We start from the raw sequence: 21,001 nt of genomic DNA, 5'->3' as shown, positions 1-21,001 counted from the left end.
CCTCACCCGTACGGCCCAGCGCGCCCGCCCGTGCGCGAGGGAACCAGCCGTGCTCGTCTGGCGTTGACCGAACGAGAAGGTTCCACTGGAAAGTGGAAGCGCCACAGCAAAAGGGTTCCCCTGCCGCACCACTTGGAGGGCGTACCGTGCACCGCCGGCACAACGGGCTCAGGACCGCAGTCCTCCTCGGGGGGCTGTCCGCGCTCATCATCGTCATCGGCAGCCTGTTCGGGCGTACGGGCCTGATCGTCGCCGTCCTGGTGGCCCTCGGCACCAATGCCTACGCCTACTGGAACAGCGACAAGCTGGCCCTGCGGGCGATGCGCGCCCGGCCGGTCAGCGAGTTCGAGGCGCCCGCGCTCTACCGCATGGTGCGCGAGCTCTCCACGGCCGCGCGCCAGCCGATGCCCCGGCTGTACATCTCGCCCACGGAGGCCCCCAACGCCTTCGCGACGGGCCGCAATCCGCGCAACGCCGCGGTCTGCTGCACGGACGGCATCCTGCGCCTGCTCGACGAGCGGGAGCTGCGCGGCGTCATCGGCCACGAGCTCAGCCACGTCTACAACCGGGACATCCTCATCTCCTCGATCGCCGGCGCGCTCGCCTCGGTGGTGATGTTCCTGGTCAACTTCGCCTGGCTGATCCCCTTCGGCAGATCCGACGACGACGAGGGCCCCGGCATCCTCGGCATGATCATGATCATGCTGCTGGGTCCGATCGCGGCCTCCCTCATCCAGCTCGCCGTCAGCCGCTCCCGGGAGTACGAGGCCGACGCCTCCGGCGCCCGCCTCACCGGCGATCCCCTGGCCCTGGCCTCGGCCCTGCGCAAGCTGGAGGCGGGCACCCAGCGGCTCCCGCTGCCCCCCGAGCCCCGCATCGAGACCGCCAGCCACATGATGATCGCGAACCCGTTCCGCGCGGGCGAGGGCATGTCCAAGCTCTTCTCCACGCACCCGCCGATGGCCGAGCGCGTCCGCCGCCTCGAAAGCATGGCGGGCCACCGCCCCTGAGGCCCGCCGGGGCCCTCCTCCGCAGGTCAGCCGAGAGCCCCGGCAACCACCGCGCCGCCCGCGGTCGTCCCTCTCGCTAGGAGCTGTTTCGCGTGGGAGGCTGTTTTTATGAGGTTCATCCTTAATGTCATCTGGTTGGTCCTCTGCGGACTCTGGATGGCGCTCGGCTACGTCGTGGCCGGATTGATCTGCTGCGTTCTGATCATCACCATTCCATGCCGGATGGTTCAGCGGGTAGCAGCATTACGCGGGGGTCGAAGCGGCCTTCGACTCGCATAGCCGGGAGTAGTTCGACGACCGGGAGCGTGACACGCTGGATTCCCGGAAGAGCCTGATTGATCCGGCCCCAGGTTCCATCGCTGACCCAGTGGTTGAAATACTTGGAACCCGTGCTCGGAGAGCCGTACCGATCCGGGAGATCGGACCACGGGATACCCGTTCGAGCTTTGTAGAAGAGGGCGTTCACCGAGCGCCGCATGGTGCTCTTGCGTCCACGGGGTATGAGCGGGGCGATTGCGTCCCACTCGGAATCCGACAGGTCGGCAGCGGGAATTTCCAGGTCGGTGGAGCGGTACCAAGCCTGTACGGAACATGTGACGCCACCCGTCCTCACCGGCACCGGCCCCTCGAAGATCACCTTGAGGTCCAGCAGCTCCATGATCTCTGCTTGGTCCTCGGGCTCCATGTCGGCGAGCTCCCGGCGGGCCCGGCGGGCGAGCTCATGCAATGACCACGCGCGCTGATCCGCTTCTTCCTGTTCGGTAAGCCACGATGCAGCCTCGTCGCGCATTTGATGAAGCTGTCCCAGTTCATCGTTCAGGGCCGCAGTCGCCCGAGTGATTGCCTCCGGGGCGTCGACAGAGCCTGCATTCTGCTTGGCGGTGGCGACAATCACGGCGGCGATCGCCGAGTTTATGGATGCGATCTGTGCATCCAGCTCATCGATCCGCTCCTTGTGGGCCCCGTGGTCACCAGTGGACATTCCGACCCATTCGGCGGCGAGTTCCTCCAGCTTGGTCGAGTTGCCGAGGAGCTGCACGATCTCCGACCAAACGCGCTTTTCAAGGGTGGGTGCCTCCACGTAGGAGCACTCGCACACGGCGGCTCCGGGTGTCTTCTCCCTTTTGCCGTCACATCGATAGAACCGGTCGCAGCCTTGAACGGATCCTCGGCCGTGACCGGTGTAGGGCGATCCGCAGAGCCCGACGATGCGGCCGGAAAGAGGGTAGAAGTTGCGGTTGGCAGCGCTGCGCTTCCGATATCCCCTCACGGAGTTCTGGAGTTCGGTTGATTCCTCTTCCGTTAGGATGCGCGGAAGTGGAATGGCTACGCGGTCGCCCCAAGCCAGCGATCCGGAGATGTCGACCTTCGCGTGTTTTCCGCGAAAGACTAGTTCACCCTTCAGGACTGGGTCGGAGAGGATTCGGTCCCGTAAGTTCGGGTATGACCAGGGCTTGCCGGAGCGGGTCACTTTCCCTTGCGCATTCAATCGAATGGCAGCCTTCCGGAAACTGAGTCCTTCTCCGGTGACCCAGTGGTGAACGAGTCGGATGACCTCTGCTTCCCCCTCGCAGATGACCAGACGGGAGAGTCCGACCTTCCCTTGGTCTGCGATCCGGTAGCCGAAGGGAGCCCTGCCGCCGATGTGGGGCGAGCCGGGCGCCTCTGCCTTCTCTTGGAGTCCGCCCTGGGTGCGGCTGCGGATCGTCTCCCACTCGGTTTCCGCGTAGTCGGCCTGGCGGCGCATCTCCCGACGGCCCTCAGGGGTGGTGTTGTCGATATCCCCGTCGACGATGGAGACAAAGATCCCGATGTCTTCCAGGGCCCACACCCACCGCCAGAAGGCGCGGCCGACTCGACCGATGGCCCGTCCTTCCTCAACCACTACGACGTCGAAGGAGTCGCCGTGCGCGTCCTTCATCAGCCGGGCGAGGTCCCCTCGCTCGTGCATCTCCAGGCTGCCGCTGACGCCGTCGTCGATGTACGTGCCGACGTGGTCCCAGTCCTTGCGGGCCATGTGCCTGGCCGTCTTCCTGCCCTGCTTAGCGACGCCGAAGCCCTTTTTCTGCTCCTCGGTGGAGACCCGGAGGTAGTCCACGGCCCGGAGGCGTCGTCCTGAGGTAGCCCGTGCGGCAACCTTCACCGAACCGCGCAGGGTTGTGGTTCCATAGGCCACTGTCGACTCCACTTCAGTCGGCCATGCCCCGGGACGGTTGCCGCCGTCGCCGGGGTGCATTGTTTTGACTCAATGCTACCGGCGCGCCTTCAACTCCTCAGGGATTGGCTGGAATTGGCCAGATGGCGTTTGGCGGGGCCGAACAGTAAGCGCAGGAGCCTGGCCCTTTCGGCTGGTGTGAACTCTTTGGAAGGCTTCCAGACGGCCTTGACGTGTGTCATGCGGGACCGCCAAAGGTAAAGGTGTTGACGACGCCTTTTGGGGGCGCGGAGCGTGCCATCTCGTGGTTTCGGGTGCTGTCTTCGGCGATGCCGGTGGCGATGAGGGCGGCGCCGGGGGTGTGGCCGGAGCCGGTGTAGCGCCAGTACGTGTCAGTGGTCGCGGTGTCCGGGTGGTGGGTCGTGGGTGTGCCGAGTTGGTGTTCGGTGCGCTGGGCTCGGAGTGCTGTGTAGGTGGTGGAGTAGGCGCGGGATTTGGTGAGGATGTGGCCGCGGTAGCCGAGGGTGTGGGTCCAGGGGCGGAGGCGCAGGTGTGCGTATTCGGGGAGCCCGCCGAGGTGCCAGCAGGTGCGCATCAGGGCCCGGACGTGGGGTGAGGCGGGGGTGGCCTCGATTTCAGCCCGGGTCTTCAGCGGGTGGTCGGTGCCGGCGGCGGTTTCGGCGGCGCCCTTTGTGACGTATTTGGCGACGTAGGCGGCTACGGCGTCGTCGGCCAGGCCGTGGTGGTCGTTGAAGGTGCGGAGGGGGCGGGCGTCGAGCTGGGCGCCCCAGCGCAGGAGGTGTTCACCGGCGGCCGGGCTGTGCGGGCTGCGCACGGTGGCCGACTGGGCAGCCTCACGGATCGCCGTGGTGAGCAGATCGGCGGTGCCCCAGGTGGGCGGCGGGTTGGCAGGGCCGTCGGGGCCGTCGAGGCGTACGACCGCGTGGACGTGGATGGCGGCGCGGCGTTGGTATTCGGCGACTTTGGCGAAGGAGAGCCGGGCGTGGTCGCGGAAGCGGGACTGCGGGAGGCCGGCGGCGGTGGCGAGGTGGCGGCGGGTTGCCCGGGTGAAGCGGTCCCAGAGGAGGCCGGTGTGGGCGTGCCAGAGGACGTGGGCGGGGTAGTCGTAGCAGCCGGGACACAGTGGCTGGCCCACCCGTGCGTCGTCCGGGGTGTGGATGGCCGTGCAGCTCCGCGGGTGTCCGTGTTCGCAGCGGTCGGCGTTCCGGCGGGGGTGGCAGCGGTGGCCGTCGGTGGTGGTGCGGTGGACGGGGCCGAAGGAGGGTGCGGTCAGGGTGACGAAGAGCCGGGGGTGGTCCCGTACCTGTACCGGCACGGTCTTGCCGCCGGCCAGGCCAGCTCGGACGAGGTGGAAGGTGTCACCGGCGTGAAGGCGCGAGCAGGGCAGGCAGACGGAGGAGCGGCGGTTGCGGCAGCGGACCAGGAGCCGCTCCCCGGGCTCATCGCGGGTGTCGTAGTGGTGGAGGACTTTCCCGGTGGCTGTGTCCCATGTGGTGGTGTGGCCGGTCAGGTGGACGGGGTGGGCGCAGCCGCCGGTGGCGGTGACCTGCTCCAGCCAGCGGGAGAACTTCGGGTGCTGGGCGAGGCGGATGACGTCTTGATCGGTGGGTGAGAGCTGACGCAGGCGCGCCGCGCGGGTAAGGGCGGCGCGCCGGTCGGCCGGGGTGGTGGGGTGCTGGATGGTGGGGACCTCCCGGGGTGGGCCGCCGAAGCGGCAGGGGTGGTTGGTGGGCCGGAGTCGTCCATGGGGTTCGCCTTTCACGGGGTTGGCCGGGATGCGGGTTGGGCTGGCCTGCGTGAGCCTTGAGTGCTGGGGGCTACCGATCGAGGAAGAGATCTGTCATGGGCATCAAGGACCAGTTCCAGGACAAGGCCGATCAGCTCAAGGAGCAGGCTCAGCGGGCCAGAGAGGGCGTCCAGGAGGAGGTGTCCGAGCGTCGCCAGCAGGCCCAGAAGCGGGCCCGGGAGCGGGCCCAGCAGGGCCAAGAGCAGGCACAGGACGCGGCTCAGGAAGCGCGGGACCGGTTCGAGCCCTAGGGGGTCTGCTCCGGGTCTAATGGGTGGTGCCGGTGCCGCGGCAGCAGCGGCAGCGTCGCCGGCGCCGTCCGTCGCGGTTTCTCAGGTAGCGCTCCCCTTTGCAGGCGGGGCAGCGCACACGGCGCATGGGCATGACCGGGGTCCCGTTCTTGTCAGGGCTGGGCGGGGGCGTGGCCGGTGAACAGCAGGGACGTGAGGCCGTTGATCGTGAAGACCACGGGGGTCTGTGCGAGGTAGACGCCGAAGAGGGTGATCAGGGTCGCTTCCCACCAGCGGACGTCGCGGGAGCGGACGAGGAAGACGGTCAGGAGTCCGAAGACCACCACCAGGGGCAGCGCGGCCGCGTCGCTCATGCGCCCTCACCGCCCGCGGTGCCGGCCAGGAGCAGGGCGCGGCGGACCCGGAGGAGTTCAGGGGTGAGGTGGGCGTGGGATCCGGCGGCTTTGCGGGCGTCGTCGATCGTGGTCAGGTGCGAGCGGGCCCGTCCCCAGCCGCCCTGAGAACTGGTGCACACGGCCACGCCCTGTTCGGCGGTGGTGATCGACTGGGCGACGGTGACCGCGTCCTTGTTCAGGTCGCCCAGGACCATCTCCGCCGTGCCGGGGTCGTTGACCCGGTGGCAGATGCGGCCGGAGAGCTGGGCGCGCAGTGCGGTGGCGCCGGGGCCCAGGTCGGAGCCGACGCGTTGGCCGGCGAGGACGAGGTGGAGTCCGAGGGTGGCGCCGAGCTGGGCGATCCGCAGGAGAAGGGTGGAGCACTTCTCTGCCTCCGCTTTGCCGTCCCTGGTGCCGTCGGTCAGGTAGAGCTCCGCGAGCTCATCGACCAGGACGACGACGGGAACGGGGCGGGTCTTGTCGGGGAGGTCCCAGATGGAGCGGACGCCCTCCATCCGGCAGATCTCCATTCGCAGGGCCATCTCCTCCACCAGGGAACCGAGCACCGCGACGGCTTCACGCCGGGAAGTGGCCAGGCCGGAGAGGCGGGACTCGAACAGACCCAGCTCCATACCGCCCTTGCAGTCGATCCCGATCAGGGCGACCGGCTGTGGCGCGAGCTGGACGATCAGGCGGGCCATGAGGGTGGACTTGCCGGACTGCGTGGCGCCGACGATCAGCCAGTGGGGCACCTGCCGCAGGTTCATCACCCACGCCCCGCCGCTTTCGAGGATCCCGACGAGGGCGGAGAGGAGCACGGCGGGGGCGTGGGCGAGACCGGGGCGGCGGAGCGGGTCGGCGGCGGTGGCGAGGAGGAAGGCCCGCCCGCGCTCGGGAGAGGTGACGCGGACAGCGTGGACGCGCCAGGCGTGGGCCAGGGCGTCAGCGGCCTGGATGAACGGCGCCGGGGTCTGCCCCGGGTGCAGCCGCACCACCACGCTCAGACCCGTCCGGGTGGCGCGGGGGAAGGAAATCCGCGGTGCGATCGCCTGTAAGGAGTCGCCTTTGACGACCAGGTTCCCGAGCAGGCCCCGGGCCGGGCGGGGCGAGACGGCCAGGTCGTTGAGCTGGGCGACCTTCCGCCAGGTCCGCACCACGCGTAACGCGGTGACCGGGTACCCGGTCAGGTACCAGAACACCACCGGGTACCGGTCGCGGAGGTAGGCGCCGGCCACCAGGACCCACGCCAGCAGGGCGAGGAGGAACGCGAAGGCGATGGGCACCATCACGCACCACCTGACTTGCCACTCGCAGCCGGCGCCGCGGCGGCCGGGGTGGCGGTGGGTACGGGGGTGATGGCGGCGGCGCGGAAGCTGATCCCGTGCCGGTCACCCATGGCCCAGGCGAAGGCTTCCAGTCCGGTCACCTTCACTTCGACGCCTTCCTCGACGCCTTTGGGTTCGCCGGTCACGGCGATCTCGATGACCGAGACCCGGCGGCCGTCCTGGCGGACCATCACGGCAACGGTGTAGATCGTGTTGCCCTCCCGGTCCCGCTTGATCGTCTTCGTCTCGTCGAGACCGGTCGTCTTCGGCTCAGGCGCGACCGCACACCGCAGTACGCCGAGCCGGGTGGTGTCCACAGGAATGGACTGCATCAGGGGTGGGCCTCCTAGGCCGATCACACTCGGGACGGGGACGCCACACCACTAACGATATGACGTCACTCGTCATGACGAGTATTGAGTGTGCACCCGTTGACCCATGACCGCAAGCACTTATCCTGACGAGTGATGTGACGACAGGCGCCCCGAGCGGGCGGACGACGGCAAGAAAGGGCATCCCCGTGGGAGAGATCCAGAGGCCAGGCGCGCTGTACCAGCAGGTGGCGGCCGAGATCCGCAAGGCGATCACGGCAGGCGAGTTCCCGCCGGGGGCCGCGCTCCCCTCCGAGTCGCAGCTCATCGCGCGTTACGGGGTCTCGCGCCCGACGGTCCGCAACGCGGTCGCCGCCCTCCGCGCCGAGGGTCTCGTGGAGGTCGTGCACGGCAAGGGGAGCTTCGTGCGCTTCACGGCCCAGCCGCAGCTCACCGTCGACCGCCGGATCACCCAGGACCGGTCAGGGCGTTTCACCGCCGCCGACGGCGCCCAGTGGGACCACGTCGAGGAACCCGCGGTCCAGCGCACCCAGACCACCACCGCGACGGCGGCCGCTTTGGAAGTGGAGGAGGGGGAGGCGTTGTTCGCCTGTGACCGGCTGTTGTCGGATCCGGCTACCGGCACCCGGGTCCTGCACCGCACCCTGATCCCGTTCGCCACCGCCGAAGGCACCGACCTTGCGGACGCTCCCGATTCCGAACCCGTCGTGGTCTACGGGGTGCTGGCCGAGGCCGGCCACGCGCTGACGTGGACCGAAACCGTCCAGGCCCGGATGCCGCTGCCGGACGAACGCGCCACGCTCCAGATCCCCGACGCGACGCCGATCCTCCATACCCTCCGCATCACCCACGGCAACGACCACCAGCCGCTGCTCCTGGAGGAGTTCCGCGTCAGCGCCGACCGCGCTCAGCTCACCTACCGGATCAACGCGGACAAGCCCGCGACCAGGCGGCGCAGCCGGGCCTGAGACCGGTGATCGGTCGAAATCTTCTTCACTTACTCAAGGGCGCGCCGTTGGCGCGCCGGGCGGTCGGGGCCCCGGTCCGGGCTGCGGCCTGGCGGCCGGTCCCGGCCGGGCCCCACCGCCCCGCACTCGCACAGGCCCCCGAGGTGAAGGCGCCGACGAACACCCCGGCACCGGCGCGATGAGGCCGGGCATGCGGTTCCCCGAGCGATCTCCGGCCGTCACCGGCTGAGCCCCGGGAACAGGCCGACCGCCGACCAGGGCTGAGGGTCTGTGGCTTGGCTCGCTTCGCGTGCGGGTCCGTGGACAAGGTGCGGACCGTACTAGGGCATAAGCGGTAGCTCAGGCACGGTGGTACCGGCCGTGACGAAAGAAGAAAGCCCGATAGCGTGGCTGATACCGGGAGGGGGCTCAGGTGGCACACGTGGCGGGTAATCGTTCGACCGCCCCGCCATCGTGGCTGACTTTCGGTGGTTGGGGTTTGAAGGAGCAGAAAGAAAAAGATCTTCTCCGAGCGGAAGAAGACGATCAGCTGGCCTTCCCCAGGCGGGCTACGTCCACCAGCGCCGCCACCTCGCGGGCATGCCGAGGCGAGAGCTCCAGCCGCACCACGCCCGAGCCGTCCGGCGCCGACACCGCCCGCAGCCGCCCTTCGACCCCGGCCGCCGCCAACGCGTCACCGAGCCGGGCCGCGGCGTCCTTCGCTTCGCGCCAGCCGGCCACGTAGTCGACCCCGCGCACCCAGGCCACCGCGTCCAGGTCGAACTCCTCCACCTCGAACGCCTCATCTTCAGGCCCGAACATCAACTTTCCACCCCTCGAAGATTCTTGGTCGACTGGATCTTGTTGGGGCATCGCACGGACGCACGACGAGCACCCCGGTACCATCGGCACCGGGGTCCTCGTCGATCCCTGCCGGACCACCCCCGCGCCCGCCAGGTAACGGGGTGGTCCGGTTTCGCGTATTCGGATGTCTGGTACGGCCCTGCCCCGCTCAGCACAGGCAGGGCAGGGCCGCCGACGGTGTGATCGTCACCGCCGTCCCTCGGGTGCAGCGTGGGCTGTTACGCCCCCTCACCGCGACGGCGCCCCTTGTTAAACACCGCGCTGTGAGTGCGCACACCGAGAGATCAAGGACAGAAGCCGCCTATCCTCCCGAGACGGCGACTCCTGCCCGGCCTATGGGGGCGATGCGGCCCTGACCCGCCGTGCAGTACGGGACAGGGCCGCCGGCGGTATGGAGCGACCGCCGACCCTCGGCATACGCAGGGGGTGATGAGGCCCCTCACAGCAACGGTGATCCAGTAAAGCCGCGCTGTGATCGCACACACCGAGGGAGATCAAGGGCAGAAGCCGGACCCTCCCCAGGGCGGACGGCTCCTGCCCAGCCTTATGGGGGCGGGTCGTGCCCCTCGCATCGGGCGCAGGCTATCCGGGCAGCGACCCGCTCCAACGCTTCATCCAGGTACTCCTGGGACTCCGGGGGCCGGTGGATGCGGGCCGTGTCCAGGAGGCGGGACAGCGCACGCTGCGACACATGACGCCACCACCACTCACGCACCCCGAACAGCCCTTCCGCCGTGATCTCCCGTACGCCCCAGCAGGCCGTCACCAGGCGCCGGGCCAACGCCGTCGTCACCACGCGGCGACACCCGCCGGAAAGGCCGTGAAGAAGCACGTCGGCAGCATCTGATGCGCCGCGGCCACGTGATCCACAGCCCACCCCTGCACAGCCGACCCAGCCGCCGGGCCATCGAAGGACCCCGAGTCCTCGCGGCACAGCACGCACCGCGCCTGCCCCGCGCCGTCCCACCCCTCAGCGAGCCCGAGCAAGGCATCCAGCCGCCGCAAAGCCAGAACAGCAGCCATCACCGCACCCGCCACTTCCCGCGCCGGTCCGCCGACACAGCCTCAGCCCGTACCCGCAGCGCGGGCCCGTCCTTGAAGACCAGCACCAAGCTCTCCGACCGCCGCTCATCCCGCCGAACAGCCTTCACTTCCCGCAGCCGACCCCGCACTTCCACGAGGTCCCCACGCTCGATCTGGCTCTTGGGCGCGCGCATCACAGGCCCCCCGTGCCTTGTCCGGCGGGGAAGGGCCCGCAGAGATCGAAGCGGCAGACCACAGTCTTCCCGCCGCCCGCCTCCGGCGCCCACCACATGGAGTCGGTCAAGCGCTGGACGATCAGGAGGCCCCGGCCGCTGTCGGGCAGCATCGCTTCGGGTAAGCCGTCCGCGAGCAGGGGGGAGAACAGCTCTCCTATGGGGGTGGTGGGTGCGCTGGAGTCTTCGTCGGACACCCCGAGGAACAGCCACTTCGGCCACTTCGTGAGTCGGACGTCGACGCGGCGAGGGGCGCCGGGAACTGCCAGGTGCGTGTCAGGTACGGCGTGGTGGACCACGTTGCCCACGAGTTCGGAAACCACCAGGCACGCGTCCGGCACCAGGTCGTGGAGCTTCCAGTCCTCCAACGCGGACCGCACCATTCCCCGGGCGGCATGCCCCGTGTCGGGGGACTCCGCGTAGAGCGTCAACGCGCGGCAACGCTCCACCATGGGGGCTTTCAACACGCCAGTGGGGGCGAGAGCGGAGAGGGTTCTTGAAGGTTGTCTGATCCGTGGTCCCACGGCTGACCCTCCTGCATCAGGGGAATCTGACAGGAGTGAAGGTAGGCTCCGAAACGCAGGTGGACCCGGAAAAATATTCCGGGTCCGTTCCGGTGCGTCGGCCTCGGCTTCTACCGGAGGGCGCCCAGCTTCATGGCCAGCGCTTCCACGTCGCGGCTACGGGTGCGCTTGTGCAGTCGGCGGGCGAGGTCACACGCGAACTCGTGGGCCCGGATCTGCTCAGGCGCGGTGGTGAAGGCGCGTTTCAGGGCGGCTACGGCTTTGTCGGTCTGACCGGTTTCGGCATAGGCGCGGGCGGCATCAAGGCGCAGCCGGGCCTTGCGTTCGGCCGGTAGGCCGACGCCCTGGATGCCCGGCACTATGTCCACGGCGCACTGGAAGTCCTCGAACTCCAGGGCCGTGGCAAGGCGGTGGATCTCTACGTTGGCAGGGCCGAAGGCGGTCCACATCTCGTCATGGCCCGTGCCAAGCCGCTGGGCTGCTTGCTTGGCCTTGCTCAGCATCTCCTTGGTCTGCTCACGATCCCCCACGCGGGCTGCAGCGATCGAACCATTGAGGAAGAGAGTCCCATAGAGGGAGAGGGCCGTCGCTGAGGATTCCCACCAGCCCGGAGGCAGCTCACGCGCAGCGTCGAGGGTGCCGTTCACCGCCTTCTCAGCGAGGCCGGCACCGAGCTGGACGTGAGCGACACCCCGGCGCAGCGCGAGGATCACGGCGGGGTCCTCCGTCTCGCTAGCGGCGATGGCGCCCTGATCCACGGCGATCCAGGCCAGATTCGTCTCACCCAGCTTCCGCAGGTAGGCCGCGGCGACGTGCAAGGCCAGCGCGAACTCTCGTAAGGCCCGCCGCCTGTCGTCCCCTCCGTTGCACGCCTGAGTCGCCAACCGCCCGTCCGCCAGCAGACCGGGGAGGACTTCGCCGAGCCGCGCGTACTTCGACCCCTGATAGAGGCGCCACGCCCGATCGACTTCCGCCGTCAAGCGCTCAAGGTGAGGTGGCTCCCTGTCGACGTACAGCGAACCTGAGAGCGGGCGCGACTGCATCAACGCCTCGCGGATCGCCGGGACGCTCGCCTTGTGGTCGCCCTGGTCCTCAAGGAGCACGGGAGTCCCCTGGAGGTCCTCAAGGTGGACGCGGAGGGCGTCGGCTAAGTCGACCAGCATCTTGACGGTGTTCACCGGGATCCGGCCGGACTCGACGCGGTACACCCAGTCTTCGGAGCGGTTCAGCAGTTCGCCTAGCTGCCACTGGTGCAGCCCCCGCCGCTCCCGGTAGAACCTCACGCGCTTGCCGAAATCCATGTGGTCGGTCATCCCACGCATCGCTGCCTCCGTAGCCGCCGAACTGAGTTTCACACGATGCAGGTTCCAACGACAGGGCGATGAGGCGAGTACGGCGCTCAGAGGCTGGATCAGTAGGGTCGGTGCATGACAGAGACCGAGCACGAGCGACGGATGGCCCACCCGCGGATGGCGGCCGGTGCCTTGTTCTTCGACAGCCGCGGCCACGTGCTCCTGGTCAAACCCTCGTACAAGCCACAGTGGGAGATCCCGGGCGGGTACGTGGAGACAGGCGAGTCTCCGTATGCCGCCTGCCGGCGCGAGGTGCAAGAAGAACTGGGCATCACCCCCGCCGTCGGTGCGCTCCTGGTCGTGGACTGGGCACCGAGCCAGAAAGAGGGCGACAAGGTGCTGTACGTCTTCGACGGTGGAATCCTCCACCAGGACGACGTGGACGCGATCAAGCTGCCGCCGGAAGAACTGCTCGCTGCCGAGTTCTACCCGGGTGAGGCTCTCGACGATCTGTTGGTCCCAAGGCTTGCGCGTCGGGTGAAGGCTGCCATTGCTGCCCGAGGCGAGGTTCACCCGCAGTACCTCGAACACGGGCAACGAGTCTCCCTCTAGGAGCCTTGCGCCGGTCAGCGGAAGGTCAGGGCAACCGTGAGTCCACCCGCGGTCGTCCCTCTCGCTAGGAGCTGTTTCGCGTGGGAGGCTGTTTTTATGAGGTTCATCCTTAATGTCATCTGGCTAGTCCTCTGCGGACTCTGGATGGCGCTCGGCTACGTCGTGGCGGCCCTGATCTGCTTCGTCTTGATCGTGACCATTCCCTTTGGCATTGCCTCCCTGCGCATCGCGGGCTTCGCCTTGTGGCCCTTCGGCCGGACGACGGTGGAGAGGCGGGACGCCGGCGCGGGGTCGCTGCTGGGGAACGTCATCTGGTTCGTGTTCGCGGGCTGGTGGCTAGCGCTGGGCCACATCTTCACGGGTATCGCCCTGTGCGTGACGATCATCGGTATTCCCCTGGGCATCGCGAACTTCAAGCTGATCCCGATCTCGCTCATGCCGCTGGGCCGGGAGATCGTCCCGACGGACCACCCGTTCGCCAGTCGGTGAGTCACCAAAGGTGAGCCGATGGCCTGAGTGTCTGACCGGGCGGTGCGCGGTCAGACCAGGGGCGTGAGGGCGTCGGCGTAGCACTGAGGCCGGGAGAAGGGCTCCCGGCCTCAGTGGCGTATCAGGGCGCTGACCTCCGTCTATAGGGAGAGCTTGAACCTGATGCGGCTTCCTGCGTGATCCTGCTCCTGCCGCAACGATCCCCTGGGGCATCGCGTCCTTCCGGATCGCTTCCTTCGCCCTGTGGCCCTTCGGCCGGACGACGGTGGAGAGGCGGGACGCCGGGGCCGGTTCGCTGCTCGGCAACGTCATCTGGTTCGTCTTCGCCGGATGGTGGCTGGCGCTGGGCCACATCGTCACGGGCATCGCCCTGTGCGTCACGATCATCGGTATCCCCCTCGGCATCGCCAACTTCAAGCTGGTGCCGATCTCGCTCATGCCGCTGGGCCGGGAAATCGTCCCGACGGACCGCCCCTTCGCCACCCGCTGACAACAGGGGCCGCGCCACGGCCCCTTGAACGCCGCGAGGGCGCCCCACCGGACAACTCCCGGTGAAACGCCCTCACTGCGTGCCTGGCCGCCTCGCGGCACGGCGGACTAGCGGTAGTTGACGAACTGGATCGCGAAGTCCAGGTCCTTGCCCTTGAGGAGGGCCTGGACCGCCTGGAGGTCGTCGCGGCTCTTGGAGCTGACGCGCAGCTCGTCACCCTGGACCTGCGCCTTGACGCCCTTCGGGCCCTCGTCGCGAATGATCTTGGCGACCTTCTTCGCGTTCTCCTGCGAGATGCCCTCCTCGATCGAGGCGAAGAGCTTGTACTCCTTGCCGGAGGGCTGCGGCTCGCCCGCGTCCAGGGACTTCAGCGAGATACCGCGCTTGATCAGCTTGGTCTCGAAGATGTCGAGAACGGCCTTCACGCGCTCCTCGGAGTTGGCCCGCATCTCGATCTTCTCGCCGGACCACTCGATCGAGGCGCCGACGCCCTTGAAGTCGTAGCGCTGCGAGATTTCCTTGGCGGCCTGGTTGAGGGCGTTGTCGACCTCCTGCCGCTCGACCTTCGAGACGATGTCGAAACTGGAGTCGGCCATATTGAGTTGGCTCCTCGTACGTAGATCCATCAGGGGTGCGGCCGGGGTGCCGCCCCGCCAGCCTAGCCACCCGGGGGGCCGGTGAGCGGTGAGGAATCGAGTGGCGGACCACCCCAGGTCATCGGGTATGGTTTACGTCGTTGCCACGGAGCACCACCGCAAGGTGGAATCCGAGGCGGCAACCCTTGGCGGTGTGCCCGAGTGGCCAAAGGGAGCAGACTGTAAATCTGCCGGCTCAGCCTACCCAGGTTCGAACCCTGGCGCCGCCACATGTGAAGGCCCTCTCCTTACGGAGAGGGCCTTCTGTGTTGTCCGGGGAAGCCCCCGAAGCCGGACGGTCATGTGATCTGCGGCACGTACGGACGGATCAGGCCGCCGGAAACGCCCCGGCCCTAGGCAACGGCTTTCACGGCCTCCGCCACCGGCGTGTCGCCCCCGATCAGCTCCAGGGTCCGGCCCGCCGTGCCCGGCTCGGCCAGCAGGGCCGCCAGGACGGCCGCGACGTCGTCGCGGGACACGGCGCCCCGGCCCGTGGCCTCCGCCAGCCGCACCAGGCCCGTCCCGGGGTCGTCCGTGAGCCTGCCGGGCCGCAGGATCGTCCAGTCCAGACCGGCCCGTGAGCGTACGTCCGCGTCCGCGGCGCCCTTGGCCCGCAGATAGGCGGCGAAGACCGGATCCGTACCCTCCGGAGGCTCGCGGTCGGCGCCCATGGAGGAGACGACGACGAAGCGCCGCACCCCGGCCGCCTCCGCCGCGTCCGCGAAGAGGGCCGCCGCGCCCCGGTCCACGGTGTCCTTGCGCTCGATGCCGCTGCCCGGTCCGGCGCCGGCCGCGAAGACGGCCGCGTCGGCGGACTCCAGGTGCCGTACGAGGTCGCCGACCGCCGCCGACTCCAGGTCGCACACCACCGGCTCGGCACCCGCGGCCAGCAGGGCCCCCGCCTGTGCCGGCCGCCGGATGACGCCCGCGACCTCGTCCCCGCGCCCGGCGAGCAACCGCTCCAGCCTCAGCGCGATCCGACCATGTCCACCCGCGATGACAATGCGCATGATCCGACCGTACGCGCTGTGCCGCGCACCGCCAGGGGGCCGCGCGGCACGACCGGCCTCAGGACGGCTCGCCGCCGCGCGAGGACTGCCGGGGCAGCTCCAGGGCGGCCGCGGCCGAGGTGTCGCAGTACTCGCGCACCGCGCTCGTCCGGGCCACCACCCGGCCGCGGTGGACCACCAGACGGCTGTACGCCAGCGAGAGCACCCCCTCGATCCGCTCGCCGCGCACGGCCAGCAGCTCCGCGGGGAAGCCCGCCTCCACCCGGACCTCCGGCAGCCCCATCGCCGCCCGCGCCCGCCCGCTCACCGCCTCGTACGCCTCGTCCGGGCGCAGCTCACCGCGCGAGGCCAGCAGGAACGCGGCCTCCAGCGGGTCGCCCCGGCCCACGGGGTTGGCCGCGTCCCGCAGCGCGCCGCTGCCCGCCGTCACCCGCACCCCGGCGGCGCGCAGCAGCCGGACCGGCGCGCAGGTGGAGACCCGCGCTCCCCGCTGTTCGAGCGTGCCGCAGTCACCCTGCGGCAGGCACGCCACCGTCACCCCGGCCGCCGCGAGCCGCTCGGCGGCCCGGGCGGCGGGCTCGTACGGCATCCGGGCCAGGCCGCCGCAGGGGCCGAGGGTGACCCCGGGGCGCAGGCCGCCGGCCATGGCGGCGAGCCGGGCGAGCCGGGCCGGGTCGTCGGCGTCCGTGTGCAGGTCGACGGGGCAGCCGTGCTCGGCGGCCACCCCGAGGGCGAGCTCGGCGTAGCCGATCGGGTCCGGATCGAGGTCGGGGCAGCCGCCCACGGCCGCGCCCATCTTCACGGCGTCGCGCAGCATGGCCAGGCCGTCGGCCCCGGCGGCGCCGGTGAGCAGCCGGGGCACGGCGACCGTGCCGAGGTCCGTGAGGCCGCGCAGCGCCCGCCGGGCCTGCAGCACGGCCTCCAGGGAACGCAGGCCCTGGACGTCGCCGATCCGGACGTGCGCGCGCAGCGCCGTGGCGCCGTGGCCGAGCTGGAGCAGGGCGGCCTCGGTGGCGCGGCGCTGGACGTCCTGGGCGGTGTGCGGGGCCGGGCCCTCGGCGTCCGCGGTGAGCGCGGTGTCGGGGTGGGCGTGCGGCTCGGCGGGCGCGGGCAGCAGCAGATAGCCGCCGAGGTCCACCCGGGGCCCGGGGGCGAGGCTGCCCGCGGTGCCGACCGCCTCGATGCGTCCGTCGCTGAGGCGCACGTCCACGGTGCGGCCGTCGGCGAGCCGGGCGCCGCACAGCAGCAGGACGCCGTCGCCGGGCGGCGCGTCGGGCGGAGTGGCGTCGCCCCCGGGGTTTTTCGGGGGCTGCGGCTGGCTGTCGGGCATCGCGCTCCTCCGGGGGCCGGGGCGTGCATGATCACGCAGCGTGTTCCGAGCGTAGGGCGCGTTCGGATCGGCTTCGAGCAGGCGACGAATAGTCGTACCGGTGTGGTGCCGGAGGGCCCGGAAGGGGTCCATGGGGTGGCCTCCGGATACGGATTTCACCTTCGGCGGCCAACCGTGTAATGTCTTCCTCGCTCGCCCCAATAGCTCAGTCGGCAGAGCGTCTCCATGGTAAGGAGAAGGTCTACGGTTCGATTCCGTATTGGGGCTCTGGTGTGTGGGAGTCCTCACCTTCGGGTGAGGATCTCTCCCGCATCACAGCGGTGTAGCTCAGTCGGTAGAGCAAGCGGCTCATAATCGCTGTGTCACCGGTTCAAGTCCGGTCACCGCTACATGTAGTAGCCGATTGTGGGGTCGGTCCTCCGATCGGCTACTCTTGTCTGCGTTCATCCGTCCATCCGTCAAGGAGCACTCACGTGGCTGCCACCGACGTCCGCCCGAAGATCACGCTGGCCTGCGTGGAGTGCAAGGAGCGGAACTACATCACCAAGAAGAACCGGCGTAATGACCCGGACCGTCTTGAGATGAAGAAGCACTGCCCTCGCTGCAAGGCTCACACCGCGCACCGCGAGACGCGATAAAGACAGGCTCGTTCACGAGGCCGTCCCCATCCCTGGGGGCGGCCTCGTGGCGTATCCCCATCCTTTTCCGCACAAGTCCAGCCAGGAGGTAACGAGCCCATGGCGCTCGACCAGTCCTTCGTCGGACGGACCTATCCGGCCACCGATCCGTACGAGGTCGGCCGGGAGAAGATCCGCGAATTCGCCGAGGCCGTGGGTGACGCCCATCCGGCGTACACCGACCCCGAGGCCGCCAAGGCGCTCGGTCACCCCGATGTGATCGCCCCGCCCACCTTTGTGTTCGCCATCACGTTCCGGGCCGCCGAGCGCGTCGTCCAGGACCCGCAGCTGGGCCTGGACTACAGCCGCGTGGTGCACGGCGACCAGAAGTTCGCCTACAGCCGCCCGGTCCGCGCGGGCGACCGCCTGTCGGTCACCTCGACCATCGAGTCGATCAAGTCCATGGCGGGCAACGACCTGGTGTCGGTCCGCGGCGACGTCCACGACGAGCACGGCGAGCACGTCGTGACCGCGTACACGATGCTGGTGGCCCGCGCGGCCGAGGAGGCGTGATGGCTGCCCGGATTTCCTTCGACGACGTCGAGGTCGGCCAGGAGCTGCCGGCCCGGAGCTTCCCGGTGACCCGTGCCGACCTGGTGCGCTACGCGGGCGCCTCCGGCGACTTCAACCCGATCCACTGGAACGAGAAGTTCGCCAAGGAGGTCGGACTGCCGGACGTCATCGCGCACGGCATGTTCACCATGGCCGAGGCCGTCAGCGTGGTGACCGACTGGGCCGGCGACCCGGGCGCCCTGGTCGAGTACGGGGTGCGCTTCACCAAGCCGGTCGTCGTGCCGAACGACGACGAGGGCGCGGTCATCGAGGTCGGCGGCAAGATCGGTGCGAAGGACGACGAGGCCCGCACGGTCCGCGTCGACCTCCTGGTCAAGAGCGCCGGACAGAAGGTGCTGGGCATGTCCCGCGCCGTGGTCCGTCTCGCATAACCGGCCGACAGGCAAGCAGTAAGGGGCGCCCGCCTGGCGGACGCCCCTTACGCATGCCGGACACGACACCGGCGCGCGGCGGAACGACAACGGAGGGCGACGGGGCCGCAGGGGGTGCCCCGGAATGCTGCCGGATATTTGCGGGCGGCGGTTCGGAGCACTCTTACGGGAACGGCTCCCGCCCGTAAATATCCGATTCCGGGGCACCCCCGGAGGCCCCGGCGCCCGGCCGCGGCAGTGCCCGGGCCACGGCCCGCACCACGCCCCCGGACCCCGGCGGAGCTCCCCGTACCCTTGTGCGCGTGCAGGAACTCCACGATGCCCCCCTCGCCCCCCTGACCACCTTCCGGCTCGGCGGCCCCGCCACCCGGCTCGTCACCGCCGTCACCGACGACGAGGTCGTCGCGGCGGTCCGCGAGGCCGACGCGGACGGCACCCCGCTGCTGATCATCGGCGGCGGCAGCAACCTCGTCATCGCCGACAAGGGCTTCGACGGCACCGCCCTGCACATCGCCACCACCGGCCTCACCCTCGACGGCACCGCCCTCGAACTCGCCGCGGGCGAGAACTGGTCCGACGCCGTGGCCCGCACCGTCGAGGCTGGCCTCGCGGGCATCGAGTGCCTCGCCGGCATCCCCGGCTCCGCCGGCGCCACCCCCATCCAGAACGTGGGCGCGTACGGCCAGGAGGTCTCCCAGACCATCACCGAGGTCGTCGCCTACGACCGCCGCACCGGCGAGACGGTGACCCTCACCAACGCCGAGTGCGCCTTCTCCTACCGCCACAGCCGCTTCAAGCAGGACCCCGCGCGCTACGTCGTCCTCCGCGTCCGCTTCGAGCTGGAGGACGCGGACGGCCTTTCCGCGCCGCTGCGCTACCCCGAGACGGCCCGCGCCCTCGGCGTCGAGGCCGGCGACCGCGTGCCCGCCGCGACGGCCCGCGAGACGGTCCTGAAGCTGCGCGCGGGCAAGGGCATGGTGCTCGACGCCGAGGACCACGACACGTGGTCGGCGGGGTCCTTCTTCACCAACCCGATCCTCACGACGGCCGAGCACGAGGTGTTCCTCGCGAAGGCGGCCGAGCGCCTCGGCCCCGATGTCACGCCGCCGGCCTTCCCGGCGGGGGACGGCATGGTCAAGACGTCGGCGGCGTGGCTGATCGACAAGGCTGGCTTCACGAAGGGGTACGGGGCGGGGGCGGCGCGCATCAGCACGAAGCACACGCTGGCGCTGACGAACCGGGGCGCGGCCACGACGGAGGATCTCCTCGCCCTTGCCCGCGAGGTGCGGGACGGGGTCCGTTCGGCGTTCGGGGTGACGCTGGTGAACGAGCCGGTGACCGTCGGCGTGGCGCTCTAAGGGAGGGGTTTTCCCCTGCCCGCCCCTTCCCGCGGTATCCGATACGCGGCTCCGCCGCGCGGCGGAGCCGCCCCCGGGCCCCCGTTCCGCGCTACCGCGCGGTGGCCTCAAACTCCCCCAGCTACCGCTGGGAGGTGCCCCCGGCCGGGCTGTTCTCGAGCCACTCCTCGACGCCGCCCAGCAGCCGGGCCCGCACGTCCGCCGGGGCCCGCGAGCCCCGGATCGACTGGCGGGCCAGTTCCGCCAGCTCCGGGTCCGTGAAGCCGTGGTGCTCGCGGGCCAGCTCGTACTGCGCGGCGAGCCGGGAGCCGAAGAGCAGGGGGTCGTCCGCGCCCAGCGCTATCGGGACGCCGGCGTCGAAGAGGGTGCGCAGCGGGACGTCCGACGGCTTCTCGTAGACGCCCAGGGCCACGTTCGACGCGGGGCAGACCTCGCAGGTCACCCCGCGCTCCGCGAGCTTCCGCAGCAGCCGGGGGTCCTCCGCGGCCCGCACCCCGTGGCCCACGCGGCCCGCGTGCAGGTCGTCCAGGCAGTCCCGGACGCTGCTCGGGCCCGAGAGCTCACCGCCGTGCGGCGCGGCCAGCAGACCGCCCTCACGGGCGATCTGGAAGGCGCGGTCGAAGTCACGGGCGAGCCCGCGCCGCTCGTCGTTGGAGAGGCCGAAGCCGACCACGCCGCGGTCCGCGTACCGCACCGCGAGACGGGCCAGGGTGCGGGCGTCCAGGGGATGCTTCATGCGGTTCGCGGCGACGAGGACGCGCATGCCCAGCCCGGTCTCCCGGGAGGCGCTGTCCACCGCGTCGAGGATGATCTCCAGCGCGGGGATCAGACCGCCGAGCCGGGGGGCGTACGAGGTGGGGTCGACCTGGATCTCCAGCCACCCCGAGCCGTCGCGGACGTCCTCCTCGGCGGCCTCGCGGACCAGCCGCTGGATGTCCTCGGGAGAGCGCAGGCAGGACCGCGCGATGTCGTAGAGGCGCTGGAACCGGAACCAGCCGCGCTCGTCCGTGGCGCGCAGCCGCGGGGGTTCGCCGCCGCTCAGGGCCTCGGGGAGGTGCACCCCGTACTTGTCGGCCAGCTCCAGCATGGTCGACGGGCGCATGGACCCCGTGAAGTGCAGGTGCAGATGGGCCTTCGGCAGCAGTCGAAGATTTCTTTCAGCGGCTCCGCCGCGGGCACGGACACTCTCCATCCCAGGATCTTGCCGTACGAGCATGACAACCGGAAGGGAGTTTCCCGACCGGGCACCGAAACGGGCACGGCGCCGAAAAGGCGTGCGGGCCCCCGGCGACAGCCGGGGGCCCGCGGGCGGGGGAGGG

At 69.9% G+C, this 21,001-nt stretch carries 22 protein-coding genes, 3 tRNA genes and 2 pseudogenes; 14 read left to right on the top strand and 13 right to left on the bottom strand.

The window, feature by feature from the left end:
- Positions 1–146: 146 nt before the first annotated feature.
- Positions 147–1,010: a zinc metalloprotease HtpX gene (gene htpX, locus LUZ64_RS21035; RefSeq protein WP_095583666.1), complete on the top strand. Its 864-nt coding sequence runs from the start codon at positions 147–149 to the stop codon at positions 1,008–1,010.
- 108 nt (positions 1,011–1,118) lie between these two features.
- A pseudogene (locus LUZ64_RS21030) lies at positions 1,119–1,226 on the top strand (YccF domain-containing protein); the annotation flags it as partial.
- On the opposite strand, the gene LUZ64_RS37820 reads toward LUZ64_RS21030, so the two are convergent.
- Together LUZ64_RS37820 and LUZ64_RS21015 are read right to left on the bottom strand one after the other, a co-directional pair.
- Positions 1,216–3,186, bottom strand: coding sequence for a recombinase family protein (locus LUZ64_RS37820; protein ID WP_107426682.1), 1,971 nt, complete (start codon positions 3,184–3,186; stop codon positions 1,216–1,218). The pseudogene LUZ64_RS21030 and the gene LUZ64_RS37820 sit on opposite strands and share 11 nt — an antisense overlap.
- A 217-nt stretch (positions 3,187–3,403) precedes the next feature.
- A complete protein-coding gene (locus LUZ64_RS21015) occupies positions 3,404–4,810 on the bottom strand; it encodes a replication initiator (protein ID WP_170116885.1) in 1,407 nt (468 codons plus the stop codon).
- A gap of 218 nt (positions 4,811–5,028) precedes the next feature.
- On the opposite strand from LUZ64_RS21015, the gene LUZ64_RS21010 reads away from it, so the two are divergent.
- Positions 5,029–5,223, top strand: a complete 195-nt coding sequence (locus LUZ64_RS21010) for a hypothetical protein (protein ID WP_095583663.1) — start codon at positions 5,029–5,031, stop codon at positions 5,221–5,223.
- A gap of 152 nt (positions 5,224–5,375) precedes the next feature.
- Here LUZ64_RS21010 and LUZ64_RS21005 read toward each other — a convergent pair whose 3' ends face one another.
- From LUZ64_RS21005 to LUZ64_RS20995, 3 genes are read right to left on the bottom strand one after another with little or no spacing between them, the layout of a single operon-like run.
- Positions 5,376–5,576, bottom strand: coding sequence for a hypothetical protein (locus LUZ64_RS21005; RefSeq protein WP_095583662.1), 201 nt, complete (start codon positions 5,574–5,576; stop codon positions 5,376–5,378).
- Positions 5,573–6,883 carry an FtsK/SpoIIIE domain-containing protein gene (locus LUZ64_RS21000; protein WP_095583661.1) on the bottom strand — a complete coding sequence of 437 codons (1,311 nt, stop codon included), beginning with the start codon at positions 6,881–6,883 and terminating at the stop codon, positions 5,573–5,575. The genes LUZ64_RS21005 and LUZ64_RS21000 overlap by 4 nt, the downstream gene beginning before the upstream one ends.
- Positions 6,883–7,254, bottom strand: coding sequence for an SCO3933 family regulatory protein (locus LUZ64_RS20995; RefSeq protein ID WP_095583660.1), 372 nt, complete (start codon positions 7,252–7,254; stop codon positions 6,883–6,885). Before LUZ64_RS20995 ends, LUZ64_RS21000 begins: the two co-directional genes overlap by 1 nt.
- Positions 7,255–7,442: 188 nt before the next feature.
- Between LUZ64_RS20995 and LUZ64_RS20990 the strand changes: the two genes are divergently transcribed.
- Positions 7,443–8,222 (top strand): GntR family transcriptional regulator, encoded by a 780-nt coding sequence (locus tag LUZ64_RS20990; protein WP_095583659.1) that lies wholly within the window; start codon positions 7,443–7,445, stop codon positions 8,220–8,222.
- Positions 8,223–8,747: 525 nt separating this feature from the next.
- On the opposite strand, the gene LUZ64_RS20985 is transcribed toward LUZ64_RS20990, so the two are convergent.
- From LUZ64_RS20985 to LUZ64_RS20970, 4 genes are all read right to left on the bottom strand, one after another.
- A complete protein-coding gene (locus LUZ64_RS20985; protein ID WP_095583658.1) occupies positions 8,748–9,023 on the bottom strand; it encodes a hypothetical protein in 276 nt (91 codons plus the stop codon).
- A gap of 586 nt (positions 9,024–9,609) precedes the next feature.
- Positions 9,610–9,858 (bottom strand): hypothetical protein, encoded by a 249-nt coding sequence (locus LUZ64_RS20980; RefSeq protein WP_143593393.1) that lies wholly within the window; start codon positions 9,856–9,858, stop codon positions 9,610–9,612.
- A 423-nt stretch (positions 9,859–10,281) separates the two neighbouring features.
- Entirely contained in the window at positions 10,282–10,773 is a 492-nt protein-coding gene (locus tag LUZ64_RS20975; protein WP_095583654.1) for an ATP-binding protein, read from the bottom strand.
- Between the two features lie 182 nt (positions 10,774–10,955).
- On the bottom strand, positions 10,956–12,158 hold the full coding sequence (locus LUZ64_RS20970; RefSeq protein WP_211305127.1) for a helix-turn-helix domain-containing protein: 1,203 nt from the start codon (positions 12,156–12,158) through the stop codon (positions 10,956–10,958).
- Between the two features lie 114 nt (positions 12,159–12,272).
- Between LUZ64_RS20970 and LUZ64_RS20965 the strand changes: the two genes are divergently transcribed.
- The 3 genes and pseudogenes from LUZ64_RS20965 to LUZ64_RS20955 form a co-directional block, all read left to right on the top strand.
- Positions 12,273–12,749, top strand: a complete 477-nt coding sequence (locus tag LUZ64_RS20965; RefSeq protein ID WP_095583652.1) for an NUDIX domain-containing protein — start codon at positions 12,273–12,275, stop codon at positions 12,747–12,749.
- 96 nt (positions 12,750–12,845) lie between these two features.
- The gene (locus tag LUZ64_RS20960; RefSeq protein WP_095583651.1) at positions 12,846–13,238 is read left to right on the top strand and encodes a YccF domain-containing protein; all 393 of its coding nucleotides are present in this window, start codon (positions 12,846–12,848) and stop codon (positions 13,236–13,238) included.
- A gap of 196 nt (positions 13,239–13,434) precedes the next feature.
- A pseudogene (locus tag LUZ64_RS20955) lies at positions 13,435–13,728 on the top strand (YccF domain-containing protein); the annotation flags it as partial.
- 107 nt (positions 13,729–13,835) lie between these two features.
- On the opposite strand, the gene LUZ64_RS20950 reads toward LUZ64_RS20955, so the two are convergent.
- Positions 13,836–14,324: a YajQ family cyclic di-GMP-binding protein gene (locus LUZ64_RS20950; RefSeq protein ID WP_095583649.1), complete on the bottom strand. Its 489-nt coding sequence runs from the start codon at positions 14,322–14,324 to the stop codon at positions 13,836–13,838.
- A gap of 187 nt (positions 14,325–14,511) precedes the next feature.
- Between LUZ64_RS20950 and LUZ64_RS20945 the strand changes: the two genes are divergently transcribed.
- A tRNA-Tyr gene (locus LUZ64_RS20945) sits at positions 14,512–14,593 on the top strand.
- Positions 14,594–14,716: 123 nt separating this feature from the next.
- On the opposite strand, the gene LUZ64_RS20940 is transcribed toward LUZ64_RS20945, so the two are convergent.
- Both LUZ64_RS20940 and LUZ64_RS20935 read right to left on the bottom strand, forming a co-directional pair.
- A complete protein-coding gene (locus LUZ64_RS20940; RefSeq protein WP_095583648.1) occupies positions 14,717–15,373 on the bottom strand; it encodes an NAD(P)H-binding protein in 657 nt (218 codons plus the stop codon).
- A gap of 58 nt (positions 15,374–15,431) precedes the next feature.
- Complete coding sequence (locus LUZ64_RS20935) at positions 15,432–16,703, bottom strand: amidohydrolase family protein (protein ID WP_095583647.1); 1,272 nt, start codon at positions 16,701–16,703, stop codon at positions 15,432–15,434.
- Between the two features lie 194 nt (positions 16,704–16,897).
- Here LUZ64_RS20935 and LUZ64_RS20930 point away from each other — a divergent pair.
- The 6 genes from LUZ64_RS20930 (at position 16,898) to LUZ64_RS20905 (ending at position 19,682) form a co-directional block, all read left to right on the top strand.
- Positions 16,898–16,970: transfer RNA gene (locus tag LUZ64_RS20930), tRNA-Thr, on the top strand.
- A gap of 49 nt (positions 16,971–17,019) precedes the next feature.
- Positions 17,020–17,092: transfer RNA gene (locus tag LUZ64_RS20925), tRNA-Met, on the top strand.
- An 84-nt stretch (positions 17,093–17,176) separates the two neighbouring features.
- The gene (rpmG, locus tag LUZ64_RS20920; protein ID WP_087927546.1) at positions 17,177–17,341 is read left to right on the top strand and encodes a 50S ribosomal protein L33; all 165 of its coding nucleotides are present in this window, start codon (positions 17,177–17,179) and stop codon (positions 17,339–17,341) included.
- A 99-nt stretch (positions 17,342–17,440) separates the two neighbouring features.
- Positions 17,441–17,893 carry a MaoC family dehydratase N-terminal domain-containing protein gene (locus LUZ64_RS20915; protein ID WP_087927547.1) on the top strand — a complete coding sequence of 151 codons (453 nt, stop codon included), beginning with the start codon at positions 17,441–17,443 and terminating at the stop codon, positions 17,891–17,893.
- The gene (locus tag LUZ64_RS20910; protein WP_095583646.1) at positions 17,893–18,324 is read left to right on the top strand and encodes a MaoC family dehydratase; all 432 of its coding nucleotides are present in this window, start codon (positions 17,893–17,895) and stop codon (positions 18,322–18,324) included. Before LUZ64_RS20915 ends, LUZ64_RS20910 begins: the two co-directional genes overlap by 1 nt.
- Before the next feature lie 302 nt (positions 18,325–18,626).
- Positions 18,627–19,682: a UDP-N-acetylmuramate dehydrogenase gene (locus LUZ64_RS20905; protein WP_095583674.1), complete on the top strand. Its 1,056-nt coding sequence runs from the start codon at positions 18,627–18,629 to the stop codon at positions 19,680–19,682.
- 121 nt (positions 19,683–19,803) lie between these two features.
- On the opposite strand, the gene LUZ64_RS20900 is transcribed toward LUZ64_RS20905, so the two are convergent.
- Positions 19,804–20,874: an adenosine deaminase gene (locus tag LUZ64_RS20900; protein ID WP_095583645.1), complete on the bottom strand. Its 1,071-nt coding sequence runs from the start codon at positions 20,872–20,874 to the stop codon at positions 19,804–19,806.
- Between the last annotated feature and the right edge of the window lie 127 nt (positions 20,875–21,001).

This window comes from Streptomyces albireticuli, assembly GCF_021228125.1.
Classification (GTDB): domain Bacteria; phylum Actinomycetota; class Actinomycetes; order Streptomycetales; family Streptomycetaceae; genus Streptomyces; species Streptomyces albireticuli.
The sequence above is the reverse complement of the archived record's forward strand: the minus strand, read 5'-3'. Positions and strand labels throughout refer to the sequence as shown.

Bases quoted from the DNA above. Each gene is read 5' to 3' on its own strand.
- LUZ64_RS21010 (WP_095583663.1), top strand. From the start codon at position 5,029: ATGGGCATCAAGGACCAGTTCCAGGACAAGGCCGATCAGCTCAAGGAG.
- LUZ64_RS21005 (WP_095583662.1), bottom strand. From the start codon at position 5,576: ATGAGCGACGCGGCCGCGCTGCCCCTGGTGGTGGTCTTCGGACTCCTG.
- LUZ64_RS21000 (WP_095583661.1), bottom strand. From the start codon at position 6,883: ATGGTGCCCATCGCCTTCGCGTTCCTCCTCGCCCTGCTGGCGTGGGTC.
- LUZ64_RS20995 (WP_095583660.1), bottom strand. From the start codon at position 7,254: ATGCAGTCCATTCCTGTGGACACCACCCGGCTCGGCGTACTGCGGTGT.
- LUZ64_RS20985 (WP_095583658.1), bottom strand. From the start codon at position 9,023: ATGTTCGGGCCTGAAGATGAGGCGTTCGAGGTGGAGGAGTTCGACCTG.
- LUZ64_RS20975 (WP_095583654.1), bottom strand. From the start codon at position 10,773: ATGGTGGAGCGTTGCCGCGCGTTGACGCTCTACGCGGAGTCCCCCGAC.
- LUZ64_RS20970 (WP_211305127.1), bottom strand. From the start codon at position 12,158: ATGACCGACCACATGGATTTCGGCAAGCGCGTGAGGTTCTACCGGGAG.
- LUZ64_RS20965 (WP_095583652.1), top strand. From the start codon at position 12,273: ATGACAGAGACCGAGCACGAGCGACGGATGGCCCACCCGCGGATGGCG.
- LUZ64_RS20960 (WP_095583651.1), top strand. From the start codon at position 12,846: ATGAGGTTCATCCTTAATGTCATCTGGCTAGTCCTCTGCGGACTCTGG.
- LUZ64_RS20950 (WP_095583649.1), bottom strand. From the start codon at position 14,324: ATGGCCGACTCCAGTTTCGACATCGTCTCGAAGGTCGAGCGGCAGGAG.
- LUZ64_RS20940 (WP_095583648.1), bottom strand. From the start codon at position 15,373: ATGCGCATTGTCATCGCGGGTGGACATGGTCGGATCGCGCTGAGGCTG.
- LUZ64_RS20935 (WP_095583647.1), bottom strand. From the start codon at position 16,703: ATGCCCGACAGCCAGCCGCAGCCCCCGAAAAACCCCGGGGGCGACGCC.
- LUZ64_RS20915 (WP_087927547.1), top strand. From the start codon at position 17,441: ATGGCGCTCGACCAGTCCTTCGTCGGACGGACCTATCCGGCCACCGAT.
- LUZ64_RS20910 (WP_095583646.1), top strand. From the start codon at position 17,893: ATGGCTGCCCGGATTTCCTTCGACGACGTCGAGGTCGGCCAGGAGCTG.
- LUZ64_RS20900 (WP_095583645.1), bottom strand. From the start codon at position 20,874: ATGGAGAGTGTCCGTGCCCGCGGCGGAGCCGCTGAAAGAAATCTTCGA.